General features: G+C 45.5%; 17 protein-coding genes and 1 tRNA gene. 15 read left to right on the plus strand and 3 right to left on the minus strand.

Annotation, left to right across the window (positions count from 1 at the left end):
- Positions 1-42 precede the first annotated feature (42 nt).
- Positions 43-492 (minus strand): hypothetical protein, encoded by a 450-nt coding sequence (locus ACE3K2_RS22560; RefSeq protein WP_421895290.1) that lies wholly within the window; start codon positions 490-492, stop codon positions 43-45.
- 364 nt (positions 493-856) lie between these two features.
- Here ACE3K2_RS22560 and ACE3K2_RS22565 point away from each other — a divergent pair, with 364 nt between their 5' ends.
- The 10 genes from ACE3K2_RS22565 to ACE3K2_RS22610 all read left to right on the plus strand — a co-directional run bounded on the left by ACE3K2_RS22565 (position 857) and on the right by ACE3K2_RS22610 (position 12,140).
- Complete coding sequence (locus ACE3K2_RS22565) at positions 857-2,590, plus strand: tetratricopeptide repeat protein (RefSeq protein WP_421895293.1); 1,734 nt, start codon at positions 857-859, stop codon at positions 2,588-2,590.
- Positions 2,591-2,761: 171 nt separating this feature from the next.
- Positions 2,762-3,721: a thioredoxin-disulfide reductase gene (gene trxB, locus ACE3K2_RS22570; RefSeq protein WP_091012024.1), complete on the plus strand. Its 960-nt coding sequence runs from the start codon at positions 2,762-2,764 to the stop codon at positions 3,719-3,721.
- 162 nt (positions 3,722-3,883) lie between these two features.
- Complete coding sequence (locus ACE3K2_RS22575) at positions 3,884-4,915, plus strand: AI-2E family transporter (RefSeq protein ID WP_421895556.1); 1,032 nt, start codon at positions 3,884-3,886, stop codon at positions 4,913-4,915.
- 459 nt (positions 4,916-5,374) lie between these two features.
- A complete protein-coding gene (locus tag ACE3K2_RS22580) occupies positions 5,375-6,325 on the plus strand; it encodes an ROK family glucokinase (protein ID WP_062837749.1) in 951 nt (316 codons plus the stop codon).
- A gap of 51 nt (positions 6,326-6,376) precedes the next feature.
- Positions 6,377-7,276: an RNase adapter RapZ gene (gene rapZ / locus ACE3K2_RS22585; RefSeq protein WP_047841457.1), complete on the plus strand. Its 900-nt coding sequence runs from the start codon at positions 6,377-6,379 to the stop codon at positions 7,274-7,276.
- 13 nt (positions 7,277-7,289) lie between these two features.
- The gene (locus tag ACE3K2_RS22590; protein WP_017691250.1) at positions 7,290-8,276 is read left to right on the plus strand and encodes a gluconeogenesis factor YvcK family protein; all 987 of its coding nucleotides are present in this window, start codon (positions 7,290-7,292) and stop codon (positions 8,274-8,276) included.
- 6 nt (positions 8,277-8,282) lie between these two features.
- Positions 8,283-9,221 (plus strand): DNA-binding protein WhiA, encoded by a 939-nt coding sequence (whiA, locus tag ACE3K2_RS22595; RefSeq protein ID WP_421895300.1) that lies wholly within the window; start codon positions 8,283-8,285, stop codon positions 9,219-9,221.
- 255 nt (positions 9,222-9,476) lie between these two features.
- The gene (locus ACE3K2_RS22600) at positions 9,477-9,746 is read left to right on the plus strand and encodes an HPr family phosphocarrier protein (protein WP_017691248.1); all 270 of its coding nucleotides are present in this window, start codon (positions 9,477-9,479) and stop codon (positions 9,744-9,746) included.
- Between the two features lie 157 nt (positions 9,747-9,903).
- Positions 9,904-10,656, plus strand: coding sequence for an SIMPL domain-containing protein (locus ACE3K2_RS22605; RefSeq protein ID WP_421895304.1), 753 nt, complete (start codon positions 9,904-9,906; stop codon positions 10,654-10,656).
- Between the two features lie 386 nt (positions 10,657-11,042).
- Positions 11,043-12,140: a stalk domain-containing protein gene (locus ACE3K2_RS22610; protein ID WP_421895308.1), complete on the plus strand. Its 1,098-nt coding sequence runs from the start codon at positions 11,043-11,045 to the stop codon at positions 12,138-12,140.
- Positions 12,141-12,312: 172 nt separating this feature from the next.
- Here ACE3K2_RS22610 and clpP read toward each other — a convergent pair whose 3' ends face one another.
- Positions 12,313-12,909 carry an ATP-dependent Clp endopeptidase proteolytic subunit ClpP gene (clpP, locus tag ACE3K2_RS22615; protein ID WP_017691245.1) on the minus strand — a complete coding sequence of 199 codons (597 nt, stop codon included), beginning with the start codon at positions 12,907-12,909 and terminating at the stop codon, positions 12,313-12,315.
- Positions 12,910-13,085: 176 nt separating this feature from the next.
- Positions 13,086-13,160 (minus strand) — tRNA-Arg (locus ACE3K2_RS22620).
- 427 nt (positions 13,161-13,587) lie between these two features.
- Here ACE3K2_RS22620 and ACE3K2_RS22625 point away from each other — a divergent pair.
- From ACE3K2_RS22625 to gpmI, 5 genes are all read left to right on the plus strand, one after another.
- A complete protein-coding gene (locus ACE3K2_RS22625; protein WP_421895311.1) occupies positions 13,588-14,613 on the plus strand; it encodes a sugar-binding transcriptional regulator in 1,026 nt (341 codons plus the stop codon).
- Between the two features lie 106 nt (positions 14,614-14,719).
- Positions 14,720-15,727, plus strand: coding sequence for a type I glyceraldehyde-3-phosphate dehydrogenase (gene gap / locus ACE3K2_RS22630; protein ID WP_421895313.1), 1,008 nt, complete (start codon positions 14,720-14,722; stop codon positions 15,725-15,727).
- A gap of 151 nt (positions 15,728-15,878) precedes the next feature.
- Positions 15,879-17,060: a phosphoglycerate kinase gene (locus tag ACE3K2_RS22635; protein ID WP_310342101.1), complete on the plus strand. Its 1,182-nt coding sequence runs from the start codon at positions 15,879-15,881 to the stop codon at positions 17,058-17,060.
- Positions 17,061-17,096: 36 nt separating this feature from the next.
- A complete protein-coding gene (gene tpiA / locus ACE3K2_RS22640; RefSeq protein WP_076333467.1) occupies positions 17,097-17,849 on the plus strand; it encodes a triose-phosphate isomerase in 753 nt (250 codons plus the stop codon).
- 1 nt (position 17,850) lies between these two features.
- Positions 17,851-19,395, plus strand: a complete 1,545-nt coding sequence (gene gpmI / locus ACE3K2_RS22645) for a 2,3-bisphosphoglycerate-independent phosphoglycerate mutase (RefSeq protein ID WP_339258246.1) — start codon at positions 17,851-17,853, stop codon at positions 19,393-19,395.
- Position 19,396: the final 1 nt, after the last annotated feature.

Genomic DNA, 19,396 nt, shown 5'->3' on the forward strand with positions numbered 1-19,396 from the left:
CCATAACTGCTAAAAGACCGAACCCTTGGGCTCGGTCTTCTTTTATTCCAGCTGCCTTAGCGCAGTTTCGATCGGTTTAGTGAACAGAGGATTATCTTTGGTTTTGCTCCAGTAAACGATAAGAACATTACCTTTCTCATATAGAAAAGGGAACGTTGTGAATTGAGCACGTTCTATGTGCTTATTGAATTCTTTTGTCCCAATCATGCGATCCTTTTCAGAATTGAAAATATAAAAATGTATAAATTCAGGGTTATACGGATCTTCTTTCCCTGGCGCCTCAATTGAGTACACTTCAGGTACAACATCATTTAATTTCAAAGGATATCCGGTTATCCCAAAGGACACTAAATTCAGTTCCTGAGACTCGAGCACTTTCAGCACTTCATCTAATGTGAAGTTATTTTCTTTGTTTTCTATATCTTTGGAACATCCAATAAGAGCAAACAAGCATATTAAGATGAATACAAGTGGTTTTATTTTTGAGATCATCAATATACATCTCCTTAAAACAATAATGATGTGCCTAGGATAATAAGGGTAATAATTCCATAATATACATTCATCTTATCATAACCTACCCCAATTCAGTTAAGACGGTCCCGTAAACGACAAGAATGGACTAATGCAATACTGCAAAGAGATCCTGCGGAAAGCGTGTGTAGGAGTCTCTAGATAAAGACAGGTTTCCATAGAATAAACAACGCCCAAAGATGATAGGTTTCCGCAAAATGGAATATCATCTTCTTTTGCATTTTTTTCATAAACGACATGAAACTACATATTGAGAAGTGGGCCTTAAGATGTGGTATACTGAAGAGTATGAATGAAATGCAAAGAGGAGGTGCCTTGGAAGATGAAGGGCAAGCTAGTGCGGGCTGAGGGACACCTTGCCAATATTATACCGATTCACTTGGATGCTTCTTTCTTTTTTGAAAGAGCTGTCCGCTCGCTGGACCGTAATCATGTTGACAAGGCATTAAAATATTTTCGCAAAGCTGTTGAATACGAACCGGAAAATCCGGTAAATCATTGTAATATGGCGGGTATATTATCGGAGAAGGGGGATTACGAAGCCTCCAACGCCATTCTGGCTAACGTGCTGGAAGTGGTAGATCCGTCGATGACGGAATGTTATTTCTATATGGCGAACAATTATGCAAATATGGATCGGTTTAAGGAAGCCGAGCAAGCACTTGTTACCTATCTGGAGGAGGACACCCAGGGTCAGTTCATGACGGAAGCCGAAGAGATGATGGAGCTTCTGTATTATGAGCTGGATCGTCCGACCAAACTGAATCGAATCAAATCACGCAAAGGTGTAGTGGAGCACGATCAGGCACGGGAACTGCTGGAAGAAGGGAAATTTGCACAGGCTGCTGAATTGCTCGAAGGCATGTCTTCTGATTATCCTGATTACTTGGCTGCCCGTAACAATCTGGCACTCGCCTACTATTATATGGGTCTGTTTGCCAAAGCAAAAGAGACCATTGCCGAAGTGCTTGAGCAGGAACCAGGTAATCTGCATGCACTCTGTAATCTGGCCATTTTCCATCAAAATGAGAACCGGGCTGATCAAGTGCTGCTTCTGATCAAAAAATTGCGGGTCATCGTGCCGTTCCAGCACGAACAAGTCTACAAACTGGCGACAACGATGGGAATTCTGGGCCAGCATGATACGGCTTATATTCACTTCCGGCGTTTGCTCAAGGACGAAGAGACAGCTGCTGATCCGGCACTTGCTCATTATGCAGCAGTGGCGGCTTATAATACAGAACGTTATGATGCTGCTGAACGTCTGTGGCATCATGTGTCCAAGCTTGATCCGGGTTCGGAAGTATCCCGGTACTATCTGTCAGGTCTTGAGGCTGTAAAACAAGGCGAACAAGAGCCGGAGAAGCTAAGTTATCACTATCATCTGCCATTCGACGAGCAGTTCAGACAGTGGGAGAACTATGGTAACGGCATACCTGAAGAAATGAAAAATGATCCACTGATTCGTTCATCGTTCTTCTGGGCTTTGCGGCATGGTGATCGGGCAACGAAGCTGCAAGTTATTCATGCGCTTGGAATGATTGGAGATTATGAGGTGCAGCAGGCTCTGCAATCCTTTATTGAAGAGCCGGGGGAAGATCAGGATCTGCTTGATGCTGCACAAGTTGTGCTGGACGGATTAAAATCGGCTGAACACGGTGAACAGAATACTCAGGTGGTTCGTCCCTTTTCTCCTGTAGCCTTGAATTCCATTGGGAAAGTTCAATCCATATCAGAGCAATCGGACACTGGGTCAACCTCCCATTGGCAGGCTGTTGTTGATCGTGCGTTACAGATGTCTGAAGCGAAGGCTGAGTTACAGCAAGAGATGGAACGGCTCTGGACGGATTATGTATCCCGGGTACATCCGGAGGTTCCAGGTACGAAACAGATTGAGGGTTGGGCTGCAGGACTTGAATATTTGGCAGCGAAGAATCACAGTCGGCCCGTTACCTATCAAAGCATTGCTGAGCGGTATGGGATATCGGCATCAACGGTTAGCAAGTATGCTAAACAGATTCATTCGGTGTGTAACAGCAATCCGCCACTTGTATAAAAAATTGGCCCTCCCTTGTTTTCAGAAAGACATCATGAGGTGAAGGATACAATAACCGGGAAAACGGGTAAACTTAACGAATGGGCCTCGTAAACGCCTGTAGGATATCATCTTGGCAAGTTCATCGCTAGTACAACACTTTCTCACCTTAATTAAGGAGGCTGTATCTATATGTCTAAATACAGAACGATTGTGATCGGAACGGGACCTGCGGGTCTGACAGCAGCGATATATCTGGCTCGTGCTAATCTGAAACCACTGGTTATCGAAGGTCTTCAGCCGGGTGGTCAATTGACGACGACAACGGAAGTTGAGAATTTCCCCGGTTTCCCGCAAGGTATCATGGGTCCGGAATTGATGGACAACATGCGTAAGCAAGCGGAACGTTTTGGAGCCGAATTCAAAAATGGCTGGGTGGAAGAAGTGGATTTCAGCAAACCGCCCTTCAAGGTCAAAGTTGGAGGAATCGGTGAGCTGGAAGCTGAATCGATCATTATCTCCACAGGTGCATCCGCTCGTTATCTCGGTATTCCGGGTGAACAGGAAAATGTGGGACGTGGTGTAAGTACATGTGCGACATGTGACGGTTTCTTCTTCCGAGGCAAAAAAATCGTGGTCGTGGGTGGTGGTGACTCCGCGATGGAGGAAGCGAGTTTCCTGACTCGTTTTGCAACAGACGTGACATTGGTTCACCGCCGCGATGAATTGCGTGCATCCAAGATTATGCAGGATCGGGCTCGCAGCAATGAAAAGGTGAAGTGGGCGCTGAACCGTACTCCTCTCGAGGTCGTACCTGAAGCTTTGGGTGTCAAAGGACTGAAGGTGCGCAACAACGAGACGGGGCAGGAAGAGTTGCTTGAAGCAGATGGTGTATTCGTTGCCATTGGTCACACGCCAAATACCGGATTTCTGGGTAATGCGATCACACTGGACGAACATGGCTATGTTGTGGTTAAACCAGGAACGACGGAGACCAATATACCTGGTGTATTTGCCTGTGGTGATGTGCAGGATACGAAGTATCGTCAAGCCATTACAGCTGCAGGATCTGGATGTATGGCCGCGATGGATTGTGAGAAGTTCCTTGAAGGAAGCATTGTGCATGACTGGAGCGAAACGTTGGATAAATAAGCATTTCGCGCATGTAGTTAGGCATATGTTAGGAATAAGAGACAACGGGAAGTCTCATGTATTGAGAGAAGCCGGAAGGCTTCTCTTTTTTTGAAACTACAGTGGGCATGAGTTCGTATACATATGGGGCATATTAGCTGTGAGGTGAAGATTTTGGGGGAAATGATAAAAGATTGGTTACAGAATGCGACAGTGAGACGGTTTTTGATCCTGCTCTTATTCTGTTTAATTTTGTTCAGTATGGGGAGTATGCTGCACATGATTCTGCTGTTGTTCCTGGTGACGTATGTCATGAACAGGTTACAGCATTTCATTACAGGTGGTTTGAATCGATTGTTCCCGATCAATTATAAAGTTGTGGTCATCCTGCTCTATATGATCGTTATTGCGGTGATCGTGCTTGGAATATCCAGATATTCACCACGGATCGTGGATCAGGTCGTTCAGTTGACAAACGAAATCATGAAATTTCTGGATAGTGCAGACGGTGATAATTTTGCATCCAAAATTGCAGGTTATCTTCAATCTTTCGATATTAAAAATTACACCAATGATGCATTGAAATATATTTTCGCTTTGAGCAAATGGTTGGAGTTTATTCTGCTCGTTATCATTCTGAGTCTGTTCTTCTTGTTGCAGAAGCAGGAGATATCTAAGTTCACATCCAAGTTCAAAACAAGTAAAATTGGATGGTTCTATAATGAAGTAGCTTATCTGGGAGACAAATTCGTGTCTTCTTTTGGTAAAGTCATTGAGGCACAGCTTCTTATTGCGGTGTTCAATACGGTGCTGACGATACTGGGCTTATGGATTCTGGGTTTCCCGTATCTGTTCGCGCTGACCATTCTGGTGTTCCTGCTCAGTCTGGTTCCCGTTGCGGGAGTGATCATCTCACTTGTACCGCTCTGTCTGATTGGGTATCAGATGGGTGGACTGAAATTAAGCATTATTGTGATTATCATGATTATTGTGATTCATGCCTTGGAGACGTACTTCCTGAATCCAAAACTGATGGCACATAAGACCAAATTGCCCATGTTCTACACCTTTATCGTACTGATCCTGTCGCAACACTTCCTGGGGATCTGGGGACTGATCATTGGTATTCCGATCTTTGTCTTCCTGCTTGATATTCTGGATGTGAACAAGATGGAGAAGACAGAAGAGCCGGTACGTGTGGAATCGAAGTTGTGACGTTTAGCTGAAGAATGACTGAGTTCAATCCAATTGAACAACTTCAGATATTTGTGAAAAGTAAGGTGCCTTCCAACCTATGGAAGGCGCTTTTTGTTGTCCATATCGTCATTAGATAGCGTCATTAGATAGCTTTCTGTACGACAATGACAGGTGGCGGTGTGAGTGAGACGAGTCACCCTTATGAAGGGACGAAGATCATCTTTTATGAATGGAACGAGTGATGATGCAATATCATGAGTTGAGGCTTCCTCTGTTATGGAGGAAGGAATGAAGCGTGCGTTTATAAATGAAGGTAAAAGATTGTATACGTATTCAAAAATGCTATGTGATGTGGTTCACAACCCTAACGGAGCATGGTGTATCCGAGGTCTTATCGTCTTGACCCAGGCGTATCCTTCAATTATAGTTGGTACGTAGGACTTAAACTATTTTAGATAGATAAAGGTGGCTTGCAGCATGTCTGAGAAAATCTACGTTGGGGTCGATCTCGGCGGAACAGCAATCAAAGTCGGTATATGCGATGAACAAGGTCAGCTAATGCATACGTATGAAGGACCGACTGAAGTGGATAAGGGCGTAGACACGGTCATCGCCAACATCGAGAAGTATGTCCGACATATCGTAGCCGAATCACCTTACAGTTGGGAACAGCTTGAGGGTGTAGGTGCTGGAGTGGCCGGTTTCACGAATGTACGCGAGGGAATTATCGTTCATGCCCCTAACATCGGATTTCGGAATGTAGCCATTCGTTCGATTCTGGAAGAACGTCTGGGCAAGCCAATCAAAATAGATAACGATGCAAACGTGGCTGCACTGGGTGAAGTATGGGCAGGTGCCGGCAAAGGCGTAGACAATTGCGTATGTTATACACTCGGCACAGGCGTTGGCGGAGGCTTGATCTTGAATGGAAACATCTATCAAGGCTTCTCTGGTATGGCCGGTGAGCTGGGTCATATCAGTGTTGTACCTGATCTGGAGGCCATCAAGTGTGGCTGTGGTAAAATGGGATGTGTAGAAACAGTATCGTCTGCAACGGGTATTATCCGTATGGCGAAAGATGCGGTAGAACGCGGGGATCATACGTCGCTGGCACTTGTTGACAAGATTGCAGCCAAAGAAGTATTTGATGCTGCCAAGGCAGGCGATGAAGTGGCACAGCGCATTGTAAACCGTGCGGCCTTCTACCTGGGCAAGTCCATGGCTACTGTAGCTGCTGTCATTAACCCGGAGATGTTCATCATTGGTGGTGGCGTATCCAAAGCGGGTAACTTCTTGTTCGATGAAATACGTACCGTATTTGCTAAGTTGACACCGGAACCGCTGCAAGAAGGGGTTCAGATTCTGGAAGCTACACTTGGTAATAATGCAGGTATTGTGGGTGCTGCAGGTCTTCTCTTGCGTTCCTAGTAACCTCGTAACAATATATGAAGACAGCAATATGATAAGGAGGGGACATTTATGCTTGAAGGTGAAGGCTCACCAGGCACAGGCGCCACGCTCATTATCATTACGGGCATGTCCGGGGCAGGTAAAACCATTGCAGTACAAAGCCTGGAGGATCTGGGTTTCTTCTGTGTGGATAATCTGCCACCGGTATTGATTCCAAAATTTGCAGAACTAATTGAACAGTCAAACGGCAAGATTGGTAAGGTAGCATTGGTTATCGATCTGCGCGGGCGTGAATTCTTTACGGCTCTGTCCGAGTCTTTGAACTATATTAAAGATCATTTTACCATTCATTGCGAAATTTTATTCCTGGATGCTACAGATTCTGTACTTGTTCAGCGGTACAAAGAAAGCAGGCGCAGACACCCGCTGGCTCCTGAGGGCATGCCGCTGGACGGCATCCGACTGGAACGCAAGATGTTGGAGGAACTCAAAAACTCCGCTACTCAAGTACTGAATACAAGTACAATGAAGCCTGCCCAACTGAAAGAACGCATCATATCCCGCTTTTCTCATCTGGAAAGCCAAATGTTGTCGGTGAATATTACGTCTTTCGGATTTAAGTATGGCATTCCGATTGATGCTGATCTGGTGTTTGATGTACGTTTTTTACCGAATCCGCATTATATTGAGCATTTGCGACCGAATACGGGACAGAATAGTGATGTGTACGAATATGTTATGAAGTGGCCAGAGACACAGGCGTTTCTGACCAAGCTGCTGGATATGCTGCATTTCCTGATTCCGCAATACCGGAAGGAAGGCAAAAGCCAGGTTATTATTGGAATCGGCTGTACCGGAGGCAAGCATCGTTCGGTAGCAATATCGGAATATTTGGGCAAGATGTTGGGAAGCAGCGAGACAGAAGCTGTCACCGTGAGCCATCGCGACGCTGACCGGGACCGTCATTGAAGAGGGTGAAGGGATGAAAGAGGCCGGACCACGAAGAGAACGTCCGAGAATAGTTGTAATGGGCGGCGGAACCGGATTATCCGTGATGTTGCGCGGTTTGAAAGAGAAGCCGCTGGATATCACGGCCATCGTCACGGTTGCAGATGACGGTGGAAGTTCAGGCATCCTGCGCAATGAGCTACAAATGCCGCCTCCAGGCGACATTCGCAACGTGCTTACGGCACTGGCTGATGTAGAACCATTGCTTTCAGATATGTTGAAGTACCGTTTCAATACAGGCGCGGGGCTTGCAGGCCACAGCTTGGGGAATTTGATTTTGGCTGCAATGACGGATATTTCGGGCGACTTTGTGACCGCAGTGCGGGAGCTTAGCCGCGTGTTTGCCGTTCGAGGTGAGGTATTGCCAGCCGCAGGCCAGGCCGTTGTGTTGCATGCCGAGATGGAAGATGGGACAATTATAACAGGTGAGTCCAAGATTCCTGAGGCAGGCGGACGCATCAAACGTGTTTTCCTTGAACCGGATCACGTGGAGCCGTTGCCAGAGGCAGTAGAGGCCATTCGTCAAGCTGACGCCATTCTGATCGGGCCAGGCAGCCTCTATACAAGCATCCTTCCCAATCTGCTTGTACCTAAGCTTGCAGAAGCTGTGGTAGAGGCTGATGCAGTGAAGATGTTTATCTGTAATGTGATGACACAGCCGGGCGAAACGGATAACTATACGGTAAGTGACCACCTTAAGGCGGTACACGAGCATATAGGTCATCAGCTCTTCGACTATGTTATCGTCAATAATGGTGACATTCCGCTGCAAGTGCAGAATAAGTATGCGGAAAAAGGAGCAAAACCAGTTGTACTGGATATGAATGTACTCGAAAGTGCCGGTTATCAGGTGGTTGCAGATACCCTTGTTCTGTTCAAGACCTATCTGCGTCATGATGCCGACAAGTTAAGTCATCACATCTACCAACTGGTACAAAATTGGATGTTACGGAAGAGGTGAAGTCCCATGTCGTTTGCAGCACAGACCAAAAAAGAGTTAACCATGATCGAGAGCGAACCGTGCTGCGAAAAGGCGGAACTTTCAGCCCTCATCCGTATGCTTGGTGCAGTGCAGTTATCGAATAAAAAAGTGATCTTGGATATTTCGACGGAGAATGCCGCCATTGCTAGACGGGCATACTCTCTGCTTAAAAAGCATTTTCAAGTGCATACGGAATTATTGGTCCGCAAAAAAATGCGGCTGAAAAAGAACAATGTGTATATTGTTCGTATTCCAACTATGGTACAGGAGATTCTCAATGGTCTTCATATTGTATCGGAAGGTTTTCTGTTTACGCCAGGCATTAATCCGGAGTTGTTTCAACAGAACTGTTGTAAACGGGCCTATCTTCGCGGTGCGTTTCTGGCCGGTGGATCGGTTAATAATCCGGAAGGTTCTTCGTACCATCTGGAGATTGCCTCCATGTATGAGGAGCACTGTCAGGCACTGGTTGACCTGGCCAATGAATTTCATCTGAATGCCCGGTGTATAGAACGGAAAAAAGGATTCATCCTATACATTAAGGAAGGCGAGAAAATCATTGAGCTACTCAGCATCATTGGTGCTCATCAGGCCTTGTTCAAGTTCGAAGATGTACGGATTATGCGAGACATGCGTAACTCCGTTAACCGGATTGTCAATTGTGAGACTGCCAACCTGAATAAAACCATTGGTGCCGCGGTAAGACAAATTGATAATATCCGTTTGTTGCAAAAGGAAGTTGGTCTGGAATCACTGCCTGAGAAACTCCGCGAAGTGGCAGAGGTTCGACTGGCTCATCCGGATATCAATCTGAAGGAAGTGGGCGAACTCCTTAAAGGTACAGTTAGCAAGTCGGGAGTGAACCATCGGCTTCGCAAAATTGATGAATTGGCTGAGAAAGTGCGTACAGAACGTTATGGTTAAGACGGAGTAGGGTAAATTAACAAGATCGGCTGTTTCTGCTGAACAGAAACAGTCGGAAAAGTCAGCCGTTAAGGACCTGGGAGACTCACTTAGTTCATTGGATGCGCTCTGCAAAAGATGAAATAGGGCAAGATAATGTCCTTCCAAGCACCCTGAGTTTTTTCTTCTAGTGTCCTGCACGGGTTAATGGTATAATGTTGTATAAATATAATTGTGTATTTAATGTCCAGATTTCATAATAGGGGGTAAGTTTCCATGACAAAGCACCCGGTAGTTGTCCGTTTGAAAACGGGTCTCCATGCCAGACCTGCGGCACTGTTCGTTCAAGAAGCGAATAAGTACTCGTCTGAAGTGTTCGTCGAGAAGGACGACAAGAAAGTTAATGCAAAAAGTATCATGGGGATCATGAGCCTTGCGATTAGCACAGGTACGGAAATCCAGATTAGTGCAGAAGGCGCGGATGCCGAACAGGCTGTAAACGCTTTAGTTAGTCTGGTAAGCAAGGAAGAGCTTGAAAACCAATAAGATATGATTCAATCCAATGAAGAAGTCCCGAAAGGGGCTTTTTTGCGTTATTGAGGTATTTGCTATCGTCAAGTGCAACATTATGGAATTTGTCCCGTCTGTTAAGGTATCAAATCGATTAAAGTTTGAGATGTTAACACATAAGGAGGCTATCGTGATGGGTAAACAATGGATGAAACCGTTTGGTGCAGTGCTGGTGGCAAGTACGTTGCTTGTAGGAGGAACCGCTTGGGTTGCGCCAGGGAACTATGCTTATGCTGCAGAGGTTCAAGGCGTACAACAGAATGTGATTAATGTCGTGGGTAAAGGTGAGATTCAGGTGAAGCCTGATATTGCTTATCTGTCCATTGGTGTGAACAGTACTGCAGAGACAGCTGCATCTGCTCAAAAAGCGAATGCTGCCAAGGTTCAAAAAGTATCCAACTTGCTGAAGAATACGTGGAAAATCAGTGCAGACGACATTCAAACCAGTCAGTTCTCTGTACAACCCAACTATACGTATAGCGAAAAAGACGGACAACAAATTAAAGGATACACAGCGCATCATACACTGACAGTCACGTATCGTCAGATGGACAAGATCGGCGAACTGCTTGATGCTGCTTCAGGTGCGGGTGCGAACAATATTGAGAACGTGCGCTTTACTGTAGAAAATCCGGAAACTTATGAATCTCAAGTGATTGAGAAGGCTGTTGCCAATGCAGATGTAAAAGCTGGCGCCATCGCAAAAGCAGTTAAACGTCAACTGGGTGCTGTTCTTTCCGTAAGCCAAGGCGATGCAAATGTACCTGTGTTCTATGCAAGTGAGTCTTTGATGTCCAAAGCACAAGATGCAGCAGGTGGCACTGAGATTGAAACGGGTCAAGTTAAAGTAAGCACAATCCTGAATATCACGTATGAAATGAAATAAACGAGATGGAACCAGATTGTAAGCTCAAGTAACCCTTTTTAAGGGTCGCTTGGAGGGTACAACGAAATGATGACAAAGACTTTGTCCTGCGGACAGAGTCTTTTTTTGTTGGAAAAGCAAACTTTGATGAAGTTGGACAGGAGGATACCCCTTTGAAGCTAAATATAATGCTGTATATTGTATCTTTTTTGTATAGTTGTTCGTGACAAAAAGGTCATATCCCGTTATATTTTCTGCCTGATATTCATCAACATTGTAACTCGAGCTGTAAACCTTTCCGAAATTGGGTTAATTATAATAAAGAGGTGAGCGTATGAGATATGCGATCAGGTCAGGGTTACATACGCAATGATACCTAATTGTGAATTCAGAGAGGAGTTTTATATATGACATCATGGAAAAAATGGACAAGTGCGTTGCTTGCAGCGGGAATTATTGTGGGGAGCGGTGCAGTATGGCAGGATAGCTCAGTACAAGCGGCTTCTGTATCCTCGAAAGTGACAACCCCGGCGGAGGTAACGCTGAAATCGGGTGGGAAAACACTGACTCAAAAAGGACTTCTTCAAGGTGGCTCAACTTGGGTCTCTCTTACGGCAGTTAAAGATGTGGCAGGTGGAACCCTGAAATATGATGCGAAAACCAAATCATATACGGTAACAGCAGCAAACAATGCGATGACCGTTAGCCTGATGGATGGACAGCCAAACGTTTATATTAACGGTTATTACCCTCAGGTCGAAGCAAAATTGATTCAGGGTCGATTGTATATCCCATTTTCTGCGATGAGAGATTATTTGGGTGTACAAGGGAATTGGGATGGCAAAACCAAAACGTTGACACTTAGCAAGGTGAAACAAAATAGCGTGAAAATTAAAGCGGCAACAGTTAATGTTACTGTGAAAAATGCTGAAGTAGATGTAAAATATCCGCAAGTAAGCGGTCTGGCTAGCAAAGAGGCAGAAGCGGCGATCAACAAAGTGCTGAAAGATGAAGTGGATACTGCGGTTGCTGCTTTCAAAAAACAGACATCTGAATTCGGCGGTGCAACAGCCAACCGTCCATATGCATTTGAGAGCTCATATGTAGTGACATACAACGAAAAAGGCGTGCTGGGACTCATTACACAACGATATGAGGATTATGCTGGCGCACATGGGATGACAACCCGTACGGGCCATACCTTTGCATTGGATACAGGCAAGGAGCTTACGTTAGATGATGTGCTTCAAAATAATAAAACCATGCGTGAGACGTTGGGTAAAAAAGTGGGCGAGCAACTGAAAGCCCGCGGTGGATACCTCGATGGATATAAAGGGCTAAACAAAGATCAGGATTTCTATGTGACACCAACGGGTGTGGTTGTGTTCTTCCAGCTGTATGAGTATACGGCGTACGCAGAGGGCTTCCCGGAAATGCCATTTACGTATAAAGAGATTCTCCCTAAAGGCACAGAACCATTTAGTGATGTAACTGGAACCAAATAACGAATCACGAATCACTATTATGCACTCTTAAGTAATTTTTCTTATAAAATGAAAAAGAAGCCCTCATCATAATCATGATGAGGGCTTCTTCTCGTATAAACAACACAATGAGGTGTTGCTGATTACGTTAGGTGTTCGTATGTCAACGCGTAGAGCGTGGTCTACGTCACACTTAGATACCTTGTGAACCTACGTTTTCAATAACTTTATCAATGATACCGTAATCGGCAGCTTCAGCAGCACTCATGAAGTAGTCGCGATCTGTATCTTTCTCAATCCGCTCCAGCGGTTGACCTGAACGCTCAGAGATGATGCGGTTCAAGGTATCACGCATTTTCAGGATGCGGCGAGCACGAATTTCGATATCGGAAGCTTGACCCTGAGCACCACCAAGTGGTTGGTGAATCATGATCTCACTGTTAGGCAACGCAAAACGTTTCCCTTTTGCACCGGCATTCAACAAGAATGCACCCATGGAAGCGGCCATGCCTACACAGATGGTAGATACATCCGGTTTGATGAATTGCATTGTATCGTAAATCGCCATACCGGCTGTAATGGATCCGCCTGGGCTGTTGATGTATAAGTGAATGTCTTTCTCCGGATCTTCCGCAGCCAGGAACAACATCTGTGCCATAATGGCATTAGCCACTACGTCATTAACATCGCTACCAAGGAAAATAATACGATCCTTCAGCAATCTGGAGTAGATATCATAGGCGCGCTCACCCCGGTTGCTCTGTTCAACGACCATTGGAATAAAACTCACGTGAAAAACCTCCTTGGAATGTAAATGTTTATTGGTGTTTATAATTAAACTGTTACCGTATTACCCACATAATAAACAATTCCAAACAAAAAGTCAAAGAAAGTCAAACTAACTTTCAAAAAAAAGAAACCTATCCGGTTTCATTGGTTAAAAGGGTTATGAGCTGTTAAATAAAATGGCGCGCCCGCCAAGAATCGAACTTGGATCTCAGGCTTCGGAGGCCTACGTCATATCCATTGGACCACGGGCGCACATTATGTGACAGCAATAATGATTATAGCTCATGAAATATTTAATTGCAAGCAGTTCGTTATGTGTATTGGTTTGGATTAACCTAAAAATGATCATGATGAAGAAGAGTGGATAAAGAGTGCATTTAAGTAAATGCTATTAGAGGTTTTGGACATGCCGTATGAAATGCGTTTCTGAGCGATATGTAGATTGAATTCTTTCGTTTCTTCTATATATGGTATGCGTGAGCTAGTCCTTGATCATGGAAGTCCAGGATTGTGAAAATAGGCGCGTACAAACGCTGAATGCGTGTCGAAATAACACGTTGAAACACTTGCATGTCACGTCAGTTTTAGGTAGAATAGACGTGGGACTTAAAAAGTTAACCCGGGACGTTTTAGGGCCACGAAAGAGAGCTTGGAACGAGAACTTGCGGGAGTGGAAAGCATGCGAACGATTTTAGAAGTACAAAAGCAGCTTCTGCCTGATCTCATGGATATCTTGAAAAAGAGGTATACGATTCTGCAACAGATCATGTTATCGGATGTGATCGGACGGAGAACGTTAGCTAATTCCATGCAGATGACCGAGCGGGTTCTGAGGGCTGAGACCGATCTGTTAAAGGCTCAGGGACTTATTGAAATTGACAGTGCAGGAATGAAGATCAGCGAGGCAGGGTATGATTTGCTGCAGCAGTTAGAGCCCGTAGCCAAAGAGTTGTTTGGATTATCCGAGCTGGAAGAGCGCATCAAGCAAGCCTACGGTCTGCAAAAGGTAGTTGTGGTTCCTGGTGATTCGGACGTTTCTCCGTTTGCTAAAAGGGAACTGGGCAGAGCCGGAGCGAAGGCTCTCGGCAATATCATGAGTGACAACGACGTTGTCGCCGTAACTGGCGGATCAACAACGGCCGAAGTCGCAGAGCAACTGACTCCGCCAACATCGCTTAAAGGTGTCTGGTTCGTACCAGCACGTGGTGGACTTGGAGAAAGCCTTGAAATTCAGGCAAATACGATTGCATCCACAATGGCAAAACGGGTAGGAGCGCAATACAAACTCCTGCATGTACCGGATTTGCTAAGTGATCATGCCTATGAATCATTAATCCAGGACCCCAGTGTTCAGGAGATTCTGCAGCTGATTCGGCAATCGCGCATTGTTATTCATGGCATTGGTGATGCCGTGGAGATGGCGACAAGACGTAAACTTGCGACGGAGATTATTGAAGAGCTTCAGGAGCAAGGAGCCGTGTCTGAATCTTTCGGTTATTACTTTAATGATCAGGGTAAGGTGGTACATACCATGCTTACACTGGGTATGCGACTTCAGGATATTGAACGAACCGATGTCGTGATTGGAATCGCAGGTGGCAAAAGCAAAGCTGCTGCTATACATTCCGTGTTGCGATTTGGTCAGGAAGATATTCTGATTATTGATGAGGCTGCTGCCGAAGTCATCGTTGCTGAAATGGAATAGGGTTTACTTTGCAATACAACCATTGTTGTCTTGACGGACTTTACCGTCTGTCTTGAATATATAAGTTTCATAAAAAAATTAATCAAAACTTGGGAGGAACTTACTCATGATTAAAGTAGGTATTAACGGTTTTGGACGTATTGGACGCTTGGCATTCCGCCGTATTCAAAATGTAGAGGGCATTGAAGTAGTAGCAATCAACGACTTGACTGACGCTAAAATGCTGGCTCATTTGCTCAAATATGATACAACTCAAGGTCGCTTTGATGGCGAAGTTGAAGTACACGATGGCTTCTTCAAAGTGAACGGCAAAGAAGTTAAAGTATTGGCTAACCGTAACCCGGAAGAACTTCCTTGGGGCGACCTGGGCGTAGATATCGTTCTGGAATGTACTGGTTTCTTCACAACAAAAGAAGCAGCTGAGAAACACTTGAAAGGTGGAGCTAAGAAAGTTGTTATCTCCGCACCAGCTACTGGCGACATGAAAACCATCGTTTACAACGTAAACCATGAAATCCTCGACGGTACTGAAACTGTAATCTCCGGCGCATCTTGCACAACAAACTGCCTGGCACCTATGGCAAAAACACTGCAAGACAAATTCGGAATCGTTCAAGGTTTGATGACTACAATTCACGCTTACACTGGCGACCAAAACACGTTGGATGCTCCACACCCTAAAGGTGACTTCCGTCGTGCTCGCGCAGCAGCTGAAAACATCATCCCTAACACAACTGGTGCTGCTAAAGCAATCGGTCTGGTAATTCCAGAACTGCAAGGCAAATTGGATGGTGCGGCTCAACGTGTACCAGTAGCTACTGGTTCCCTGACTGAGCTCGTAACAGTTCTGGGTAAAAAAGTTACTGCTGAAGAAGTTAACGCAGTAATGAAAGAAGCTTCCGATCCACAAACTTTCGGATACACTGAAGACGAAATCGTATCTTCCGACATCCAAGGTATCACTTTCGGTTCCCTGTTTGATGCAACTCAAACTAAAGTTCTGACTGTTGGCGACCAACAATTGGTTAAAACTGTAGCTTGGTATGACAATGAAATGTCCTACACTGCACAATTGGTTCGCACTTTGGAGCACTTTGCAAAAATGATTAAGTAATATCTGCAATAACATAGAGCGGAAACAGATGCTATATTGTTTCCGCTCTTTATATATCAATATTTTGCAAATTTCTCAAAAACACCAGGATTGACAAGGGATTTCAGCCCTTGATGGGTCCACCAAATACATGGGTGCGGAGGAAATACAGATGAACAAAAAAAGTGTACGCGATATCGAATTGACAGGAAAACGGGCTTTTGTCCGTGTAGATTTCAATGTGCCGCTCGAAGATGGTAAAATTACAGATGACAAACGTATTCGTGCAACGCTTCCTACAATCAACTTCTTGATTGAAAAAGGCGCTAAAGTCATTTTGGCAAGCCACATGGGTCGTCCTAACGGCGAAGTGGTTGAATCCTTGCGTTTGACTCCAGCAGCTGAGCGTTTGTCTGAATTGTTGGGTAAAACAGTAGTTAAAGCTGACGATTCTGTTGGTGACGCTGTTAAAGCTCAAATCGCTGAACTGAACAATGGCGACGTGTTGTTGCTTGAAAACGTTCGTTTCCACGCAGGCGAAGAGAAAAACGATCCGGAACTGGCAAAACAATTTGCTGAACTGGCTGACGTTTTCGTAAACGATGCGTTTGGCGCGGCTCACAGAGCACACGCTTCGACTGAAGGAATCGCTCACTTGCTTCCAGCAGTGTCCGGTTTGTTGATGGAGAAAGAACTTGAAGTTTTGGGTAAAGCCATCTCCAACCCAGAGCGTCCTTTCACAGCAATCATCGGCGGATCCAAAGTTAAGGACAAAATCGATGTAATCGACAACCTGCTGAACATTGCAGACAACGTGATCATCGGTGGCGGTCTGACTTACACGTTCTTCAAAGCACAAGGACATGAAATTGGACAATCCTTGTTGGATGAATCCAAACTTGATGTTGCTCTCGGTTTCATCGAAAAAGCGAAAAAACTGGGCAAAAACTTCTACCTGCCGGTAGATATCGTAGTTTCTGACGATTTCAGTGCAAAAGCCAACACACAAATCGTTGACATCGATGGCATCCCAGCAGATTGGGAAGGTATCGACATCGGTCCTAAAACACGTGAGATCTATGCTGACGTAATCAAAAACTCCAAATTGGTTGTTTGGAACGGACCAATGGGCGTATTTGAAATCGAGCCGTTCTCCCACGGTACTCGTGCAGTAGCGGAAGCTTGCGCTGAGACAGAAGCTTACACTGTAATTGGTGGCGGTGACTCCGCAGCAGCAGCTGAGAAGTTCAAATTGGCTGACAAAATGAACCACATCTCTACAGGTGGCGGTGCATCGCTCGAGTTCATGGAAGGTAAAGTACTTCCAGGCGTAGTGGCATTGAACGACAAGTAAGTTTTAGTAGTCTATAGCATGAAGGAGTTGAAACCCATGAGAACACCGATTATCGCAGGTAACTGGAAAATGTTCAAAACGGTTTCCGAATCCAATGACTTCATTCAGGAAGTTAAAGGAAAAGCGGAAGTTGAAGGCGTGGAGACTGTAATCTGCGCACCGTTTACGAATCTGCCATCCCTGGTAGAAGCCGTTAAAGGCACAAACATCAAAATTGGTGCACAAAATCTTCATTTTGAAGACAACGGTGCATTCACAGGTGAAATCAGCGGTGTAATGCTGAAAGACCTGGGTGTGGATTATGTCATTATTGGTCACTCGGAGCGCCGTCAATATTTTGCGGAAACCGATGAGACTGTCAATAAAAAATTGCATGCAGCATTCCGTCACGGATTGACTCCAATCTTCTGTCTTGGTGAGACGCTTGAAGAGCGCGAAGCAAACCAAACAAAAGACGTATGTAAAGTGCAAACGGTCGCTGCTTTTGAAGGTCTGTCCGCAGAGCAAGCGGCACAAGTCGTTATCGCTTATGAGCCAATCTGGGCGATTGGTACAGGCAAATCCTCCACTTCCCAAGATGCGAATGAAGTTATTGCTTACATCCGTACACTGGTGAAGGATCTGTATAACGAGACGGTTGCGAATGCAGTTCGTATTCAATACGGCGGCAGTGTTAAACCGGAGAACGTAACAGAATACCTCGGACAAAGCGACATCGACGGCGCGCTTGTTGGCGGTGCCAGCTTGCAGCCGGCTTCGTTCATCGCGCTTGTTGAGGGGGCGAAGTAAGATGACAGCTCCAAAACCTGTAGCACTGATCATCATGGATGGCTTTGGTCTGCGTAACACGGTAGAAGGCAACGCGGTAGCGCAAGCAAAGAAACCGAACTACGACCGTTTTATGAGCCAATTCCCACATACAACGCTGACTGCTTGCGGTGAAGCTGTAGGTTTGCCAGAAGGGCAAATGGGAAATTCCGAGGTTGGTCACCTGAACATTGGTGCCGGCCGGATCGTATACCAGGATTTGACCCGTATCTCCAAATCCATTCGTGACGGCGAGTTCTATGACAATGAAACACTTGTCAAAGCGGTTCGCGAAGCGAAACAAAGCGGTAAAAAGCTTCATCTCTACGGTTTGTTGTCCGATGGCGGCGTACATAGTCACATCGACCACCTGTTTGCTATGTTGGATCTGGCCAAAAAAGAAGAAATGAATGATGTATATATTCATGCCTTCATGGATGGCCGTGATGTTATGCCAGACAGTGGTAAAGACTTCATGCAGAAGCTGATCGCCAAGATTGAAGAAGTTGGTGTAGGACAAATCGCAACGGTTCAAGGTCGCTATTACGCGATGGACCGTGACAAACGTTGGGAACGGGTTGAGAAATCATACCGCGCCATCGTTTATGGAGATGGACCAAAATACACTGACCCACTCAAAGCGGTTGAAGAATCGTATGAGAAATCCGTATTTGATGAATTCGTTGAACCAACGGTTATCGTCAAAGCGGATGGTGAGCCGGTAGGTTTGGTAGAGAGCGGCGATTCCGTTATCTTCCTCAACTTCCGTCCTGACCGTGCGATCCAGTTGTCGCAAGTATTCACGAACCAGGATTTCCGCGGTTTCGATCGTGGTCCGAAGTTCCCTGTGGGCTTGCACTTTGTATGTTTGACTTTGTTCAGTGAGACGGTGGAAGGTTATGTGGCTTATTCGCCGAAGAACCTCGACAACACCCTGGGTGAAGTTCTGGTACAAAACAATAAAAAACAACTGCGTATTGCAGAAACTGAGAAATACCCGCACGTTACCTTCTTCTTCAGCGGCGGTCGTGATGTGGAGCTTCCGGGCGAAACTCGCGTACTGATCAACTCACCAAAAGTTGCAACGTATGATTTGCAACCAGAGATGAGCGCGTATGAAGTGGCTGACGCATGTGTTCGCGAGATCGAAGCAGACAAACATGACGCCATCATTCTGAACTTTGCTAACCCTGATATGGTTGGACACTCCGGTATGCTGGAGCCTACCATCAAAGCGGTTGAAGTAACAGATGAGTGCATGGGCCGTGTTGTGGATGCAGTACTTGCCAAAGGCGGCGTTGTACTGATCACGGCGGATCATGGTAACGCGGATATGGTGTTTGATGAGCAAGGACGTCCGTTCACAGCTCATACAACAAACCCGGTTCCATTCATCGTTACGGATGCCAATGTAACATTGCGTGAAGGCGGAATTTTGGCCGATATCGCACCAACAATTCTTGACCTGATGCAATTGCCTAAACCGGAAGAAATGACAGGTACATCCGTCATCGCTACCCGTAAATAAG

The organism is Paenibacillus sp., assembly GCF_048976745.1.
Lineage (GTDB): Bacteria > Bacillota > Bacilli > Paenibacillales > Paenibacillaceae > Paenibacillus.

Bases quoted from the DNA above. Each gene is read 5' to 3' on its own strand.
- tpiA (WP_076333467.1), top strand. From the start codon at position 17,097: ATGAGAACACCGATTATCGCAGGTAACTGGAAAATGTTCAAAACGGTT.
- ACE3K2_RS22580 (WP_062837749.1), top strand. From the start codon at position 5,375: ATGTCTGAGAAAATCTACGTTGGGGTCGATCTCGGCGGAACAGCAATC.
- gap (WP_421895313.1), top strand. From the start codon at position 14,720: ATGATTAAAGTAGGTATTAACGGTTTTGGACGTATTGGACGCTTGGCA.
- ACE3K2_RS22625 (WP_421895311.1), top strand. From the start codon at position 13,588: ATGCGAACGATTTTAGAAGTACAAAAGCAGCTTCTGCCTGATCTCATG.
- trxB (WP_091012024.1), top strand. From the start codon at position 2,762: ATGTCTAAATACAGAACGATTGTGATCGGAACGGGACCTGCGGGTCTG.
- ACE3K2_RS22560 (WP_421895290.1), bottom strand. From the start codon at position 492: ATGATCTCAAAAATAAAACCACTTGTATTCATCTTAATATGCTTGTTT.
- ACE3K2_RS22635 (WP_310342101.1), top strand. From the start codon at position 15,879: ATGAACAAAAAAAGTGTACGCGATATCGAATTGACAGGAAAACGGGCT.
- rapZ (WP_047841457.1), top strand. From the start codon at position 6,377: ATGCTTGAAGGTGAAGGCTCACCAGGCACAGGCGCCACGCTCATTATC.
- ACE3K2_RS22590 (WP_017691250.1), top strand. From the start codon at position 7,290: ATGAAAGAGGCCGGACCACGAAGAGAACGTCCGAGAATAGTTGTAATG.
- ACE3K2_RS22575 (WP_421895556.1), top strand. From the start codon at position 3,884: ATGATAAAAGATTGGTTACAGAATGCGACAGTGAGACGGTTTTTGATC.
- whiA (WP_421895300.1), top strand. From the start codon at position 8,283: ATGTCGTTTGCAGCACAGACCAAAAAAGAGTTAACCATGATCGAGAGC.
- ACE3K2_RS22565 (WP_421895293.1), top strand. From the start codon at position 857: ATGAAGGGCAAGCTAGTGCGGGCTGAGGGACACCTTGCCAATATTATA.
- gpmI (WP_339258246.1), top strand. From the start codon at position 17,851: ATGACAGCTCCAAAACCTGTAGCACTGATCATCATGGATGGCTTTGGT.
- ACE3K2_RS22610 (WP_421895308.1), top strand. From the start codon at position 11,043: ATGACATCATGGAAAAAATGGACAAGTGCGTTGCTTGCAGCGGGAATT.
- ACE3K2_RS22605 (WP_421895304.1), top strand. From the start codon at position 9,904: ATGGGTAAACAATGGATGAAACCGTTTGGTGCAGTGCTGGTGGCAAGT.
- ACE3K2_RS22600 (WP_017691248.1), top strand. From the start codon at position 9,477: ATGACAAAGCACCCGGTAGTTGTCCGTTTGAAAACGGGTCTCCATGCC.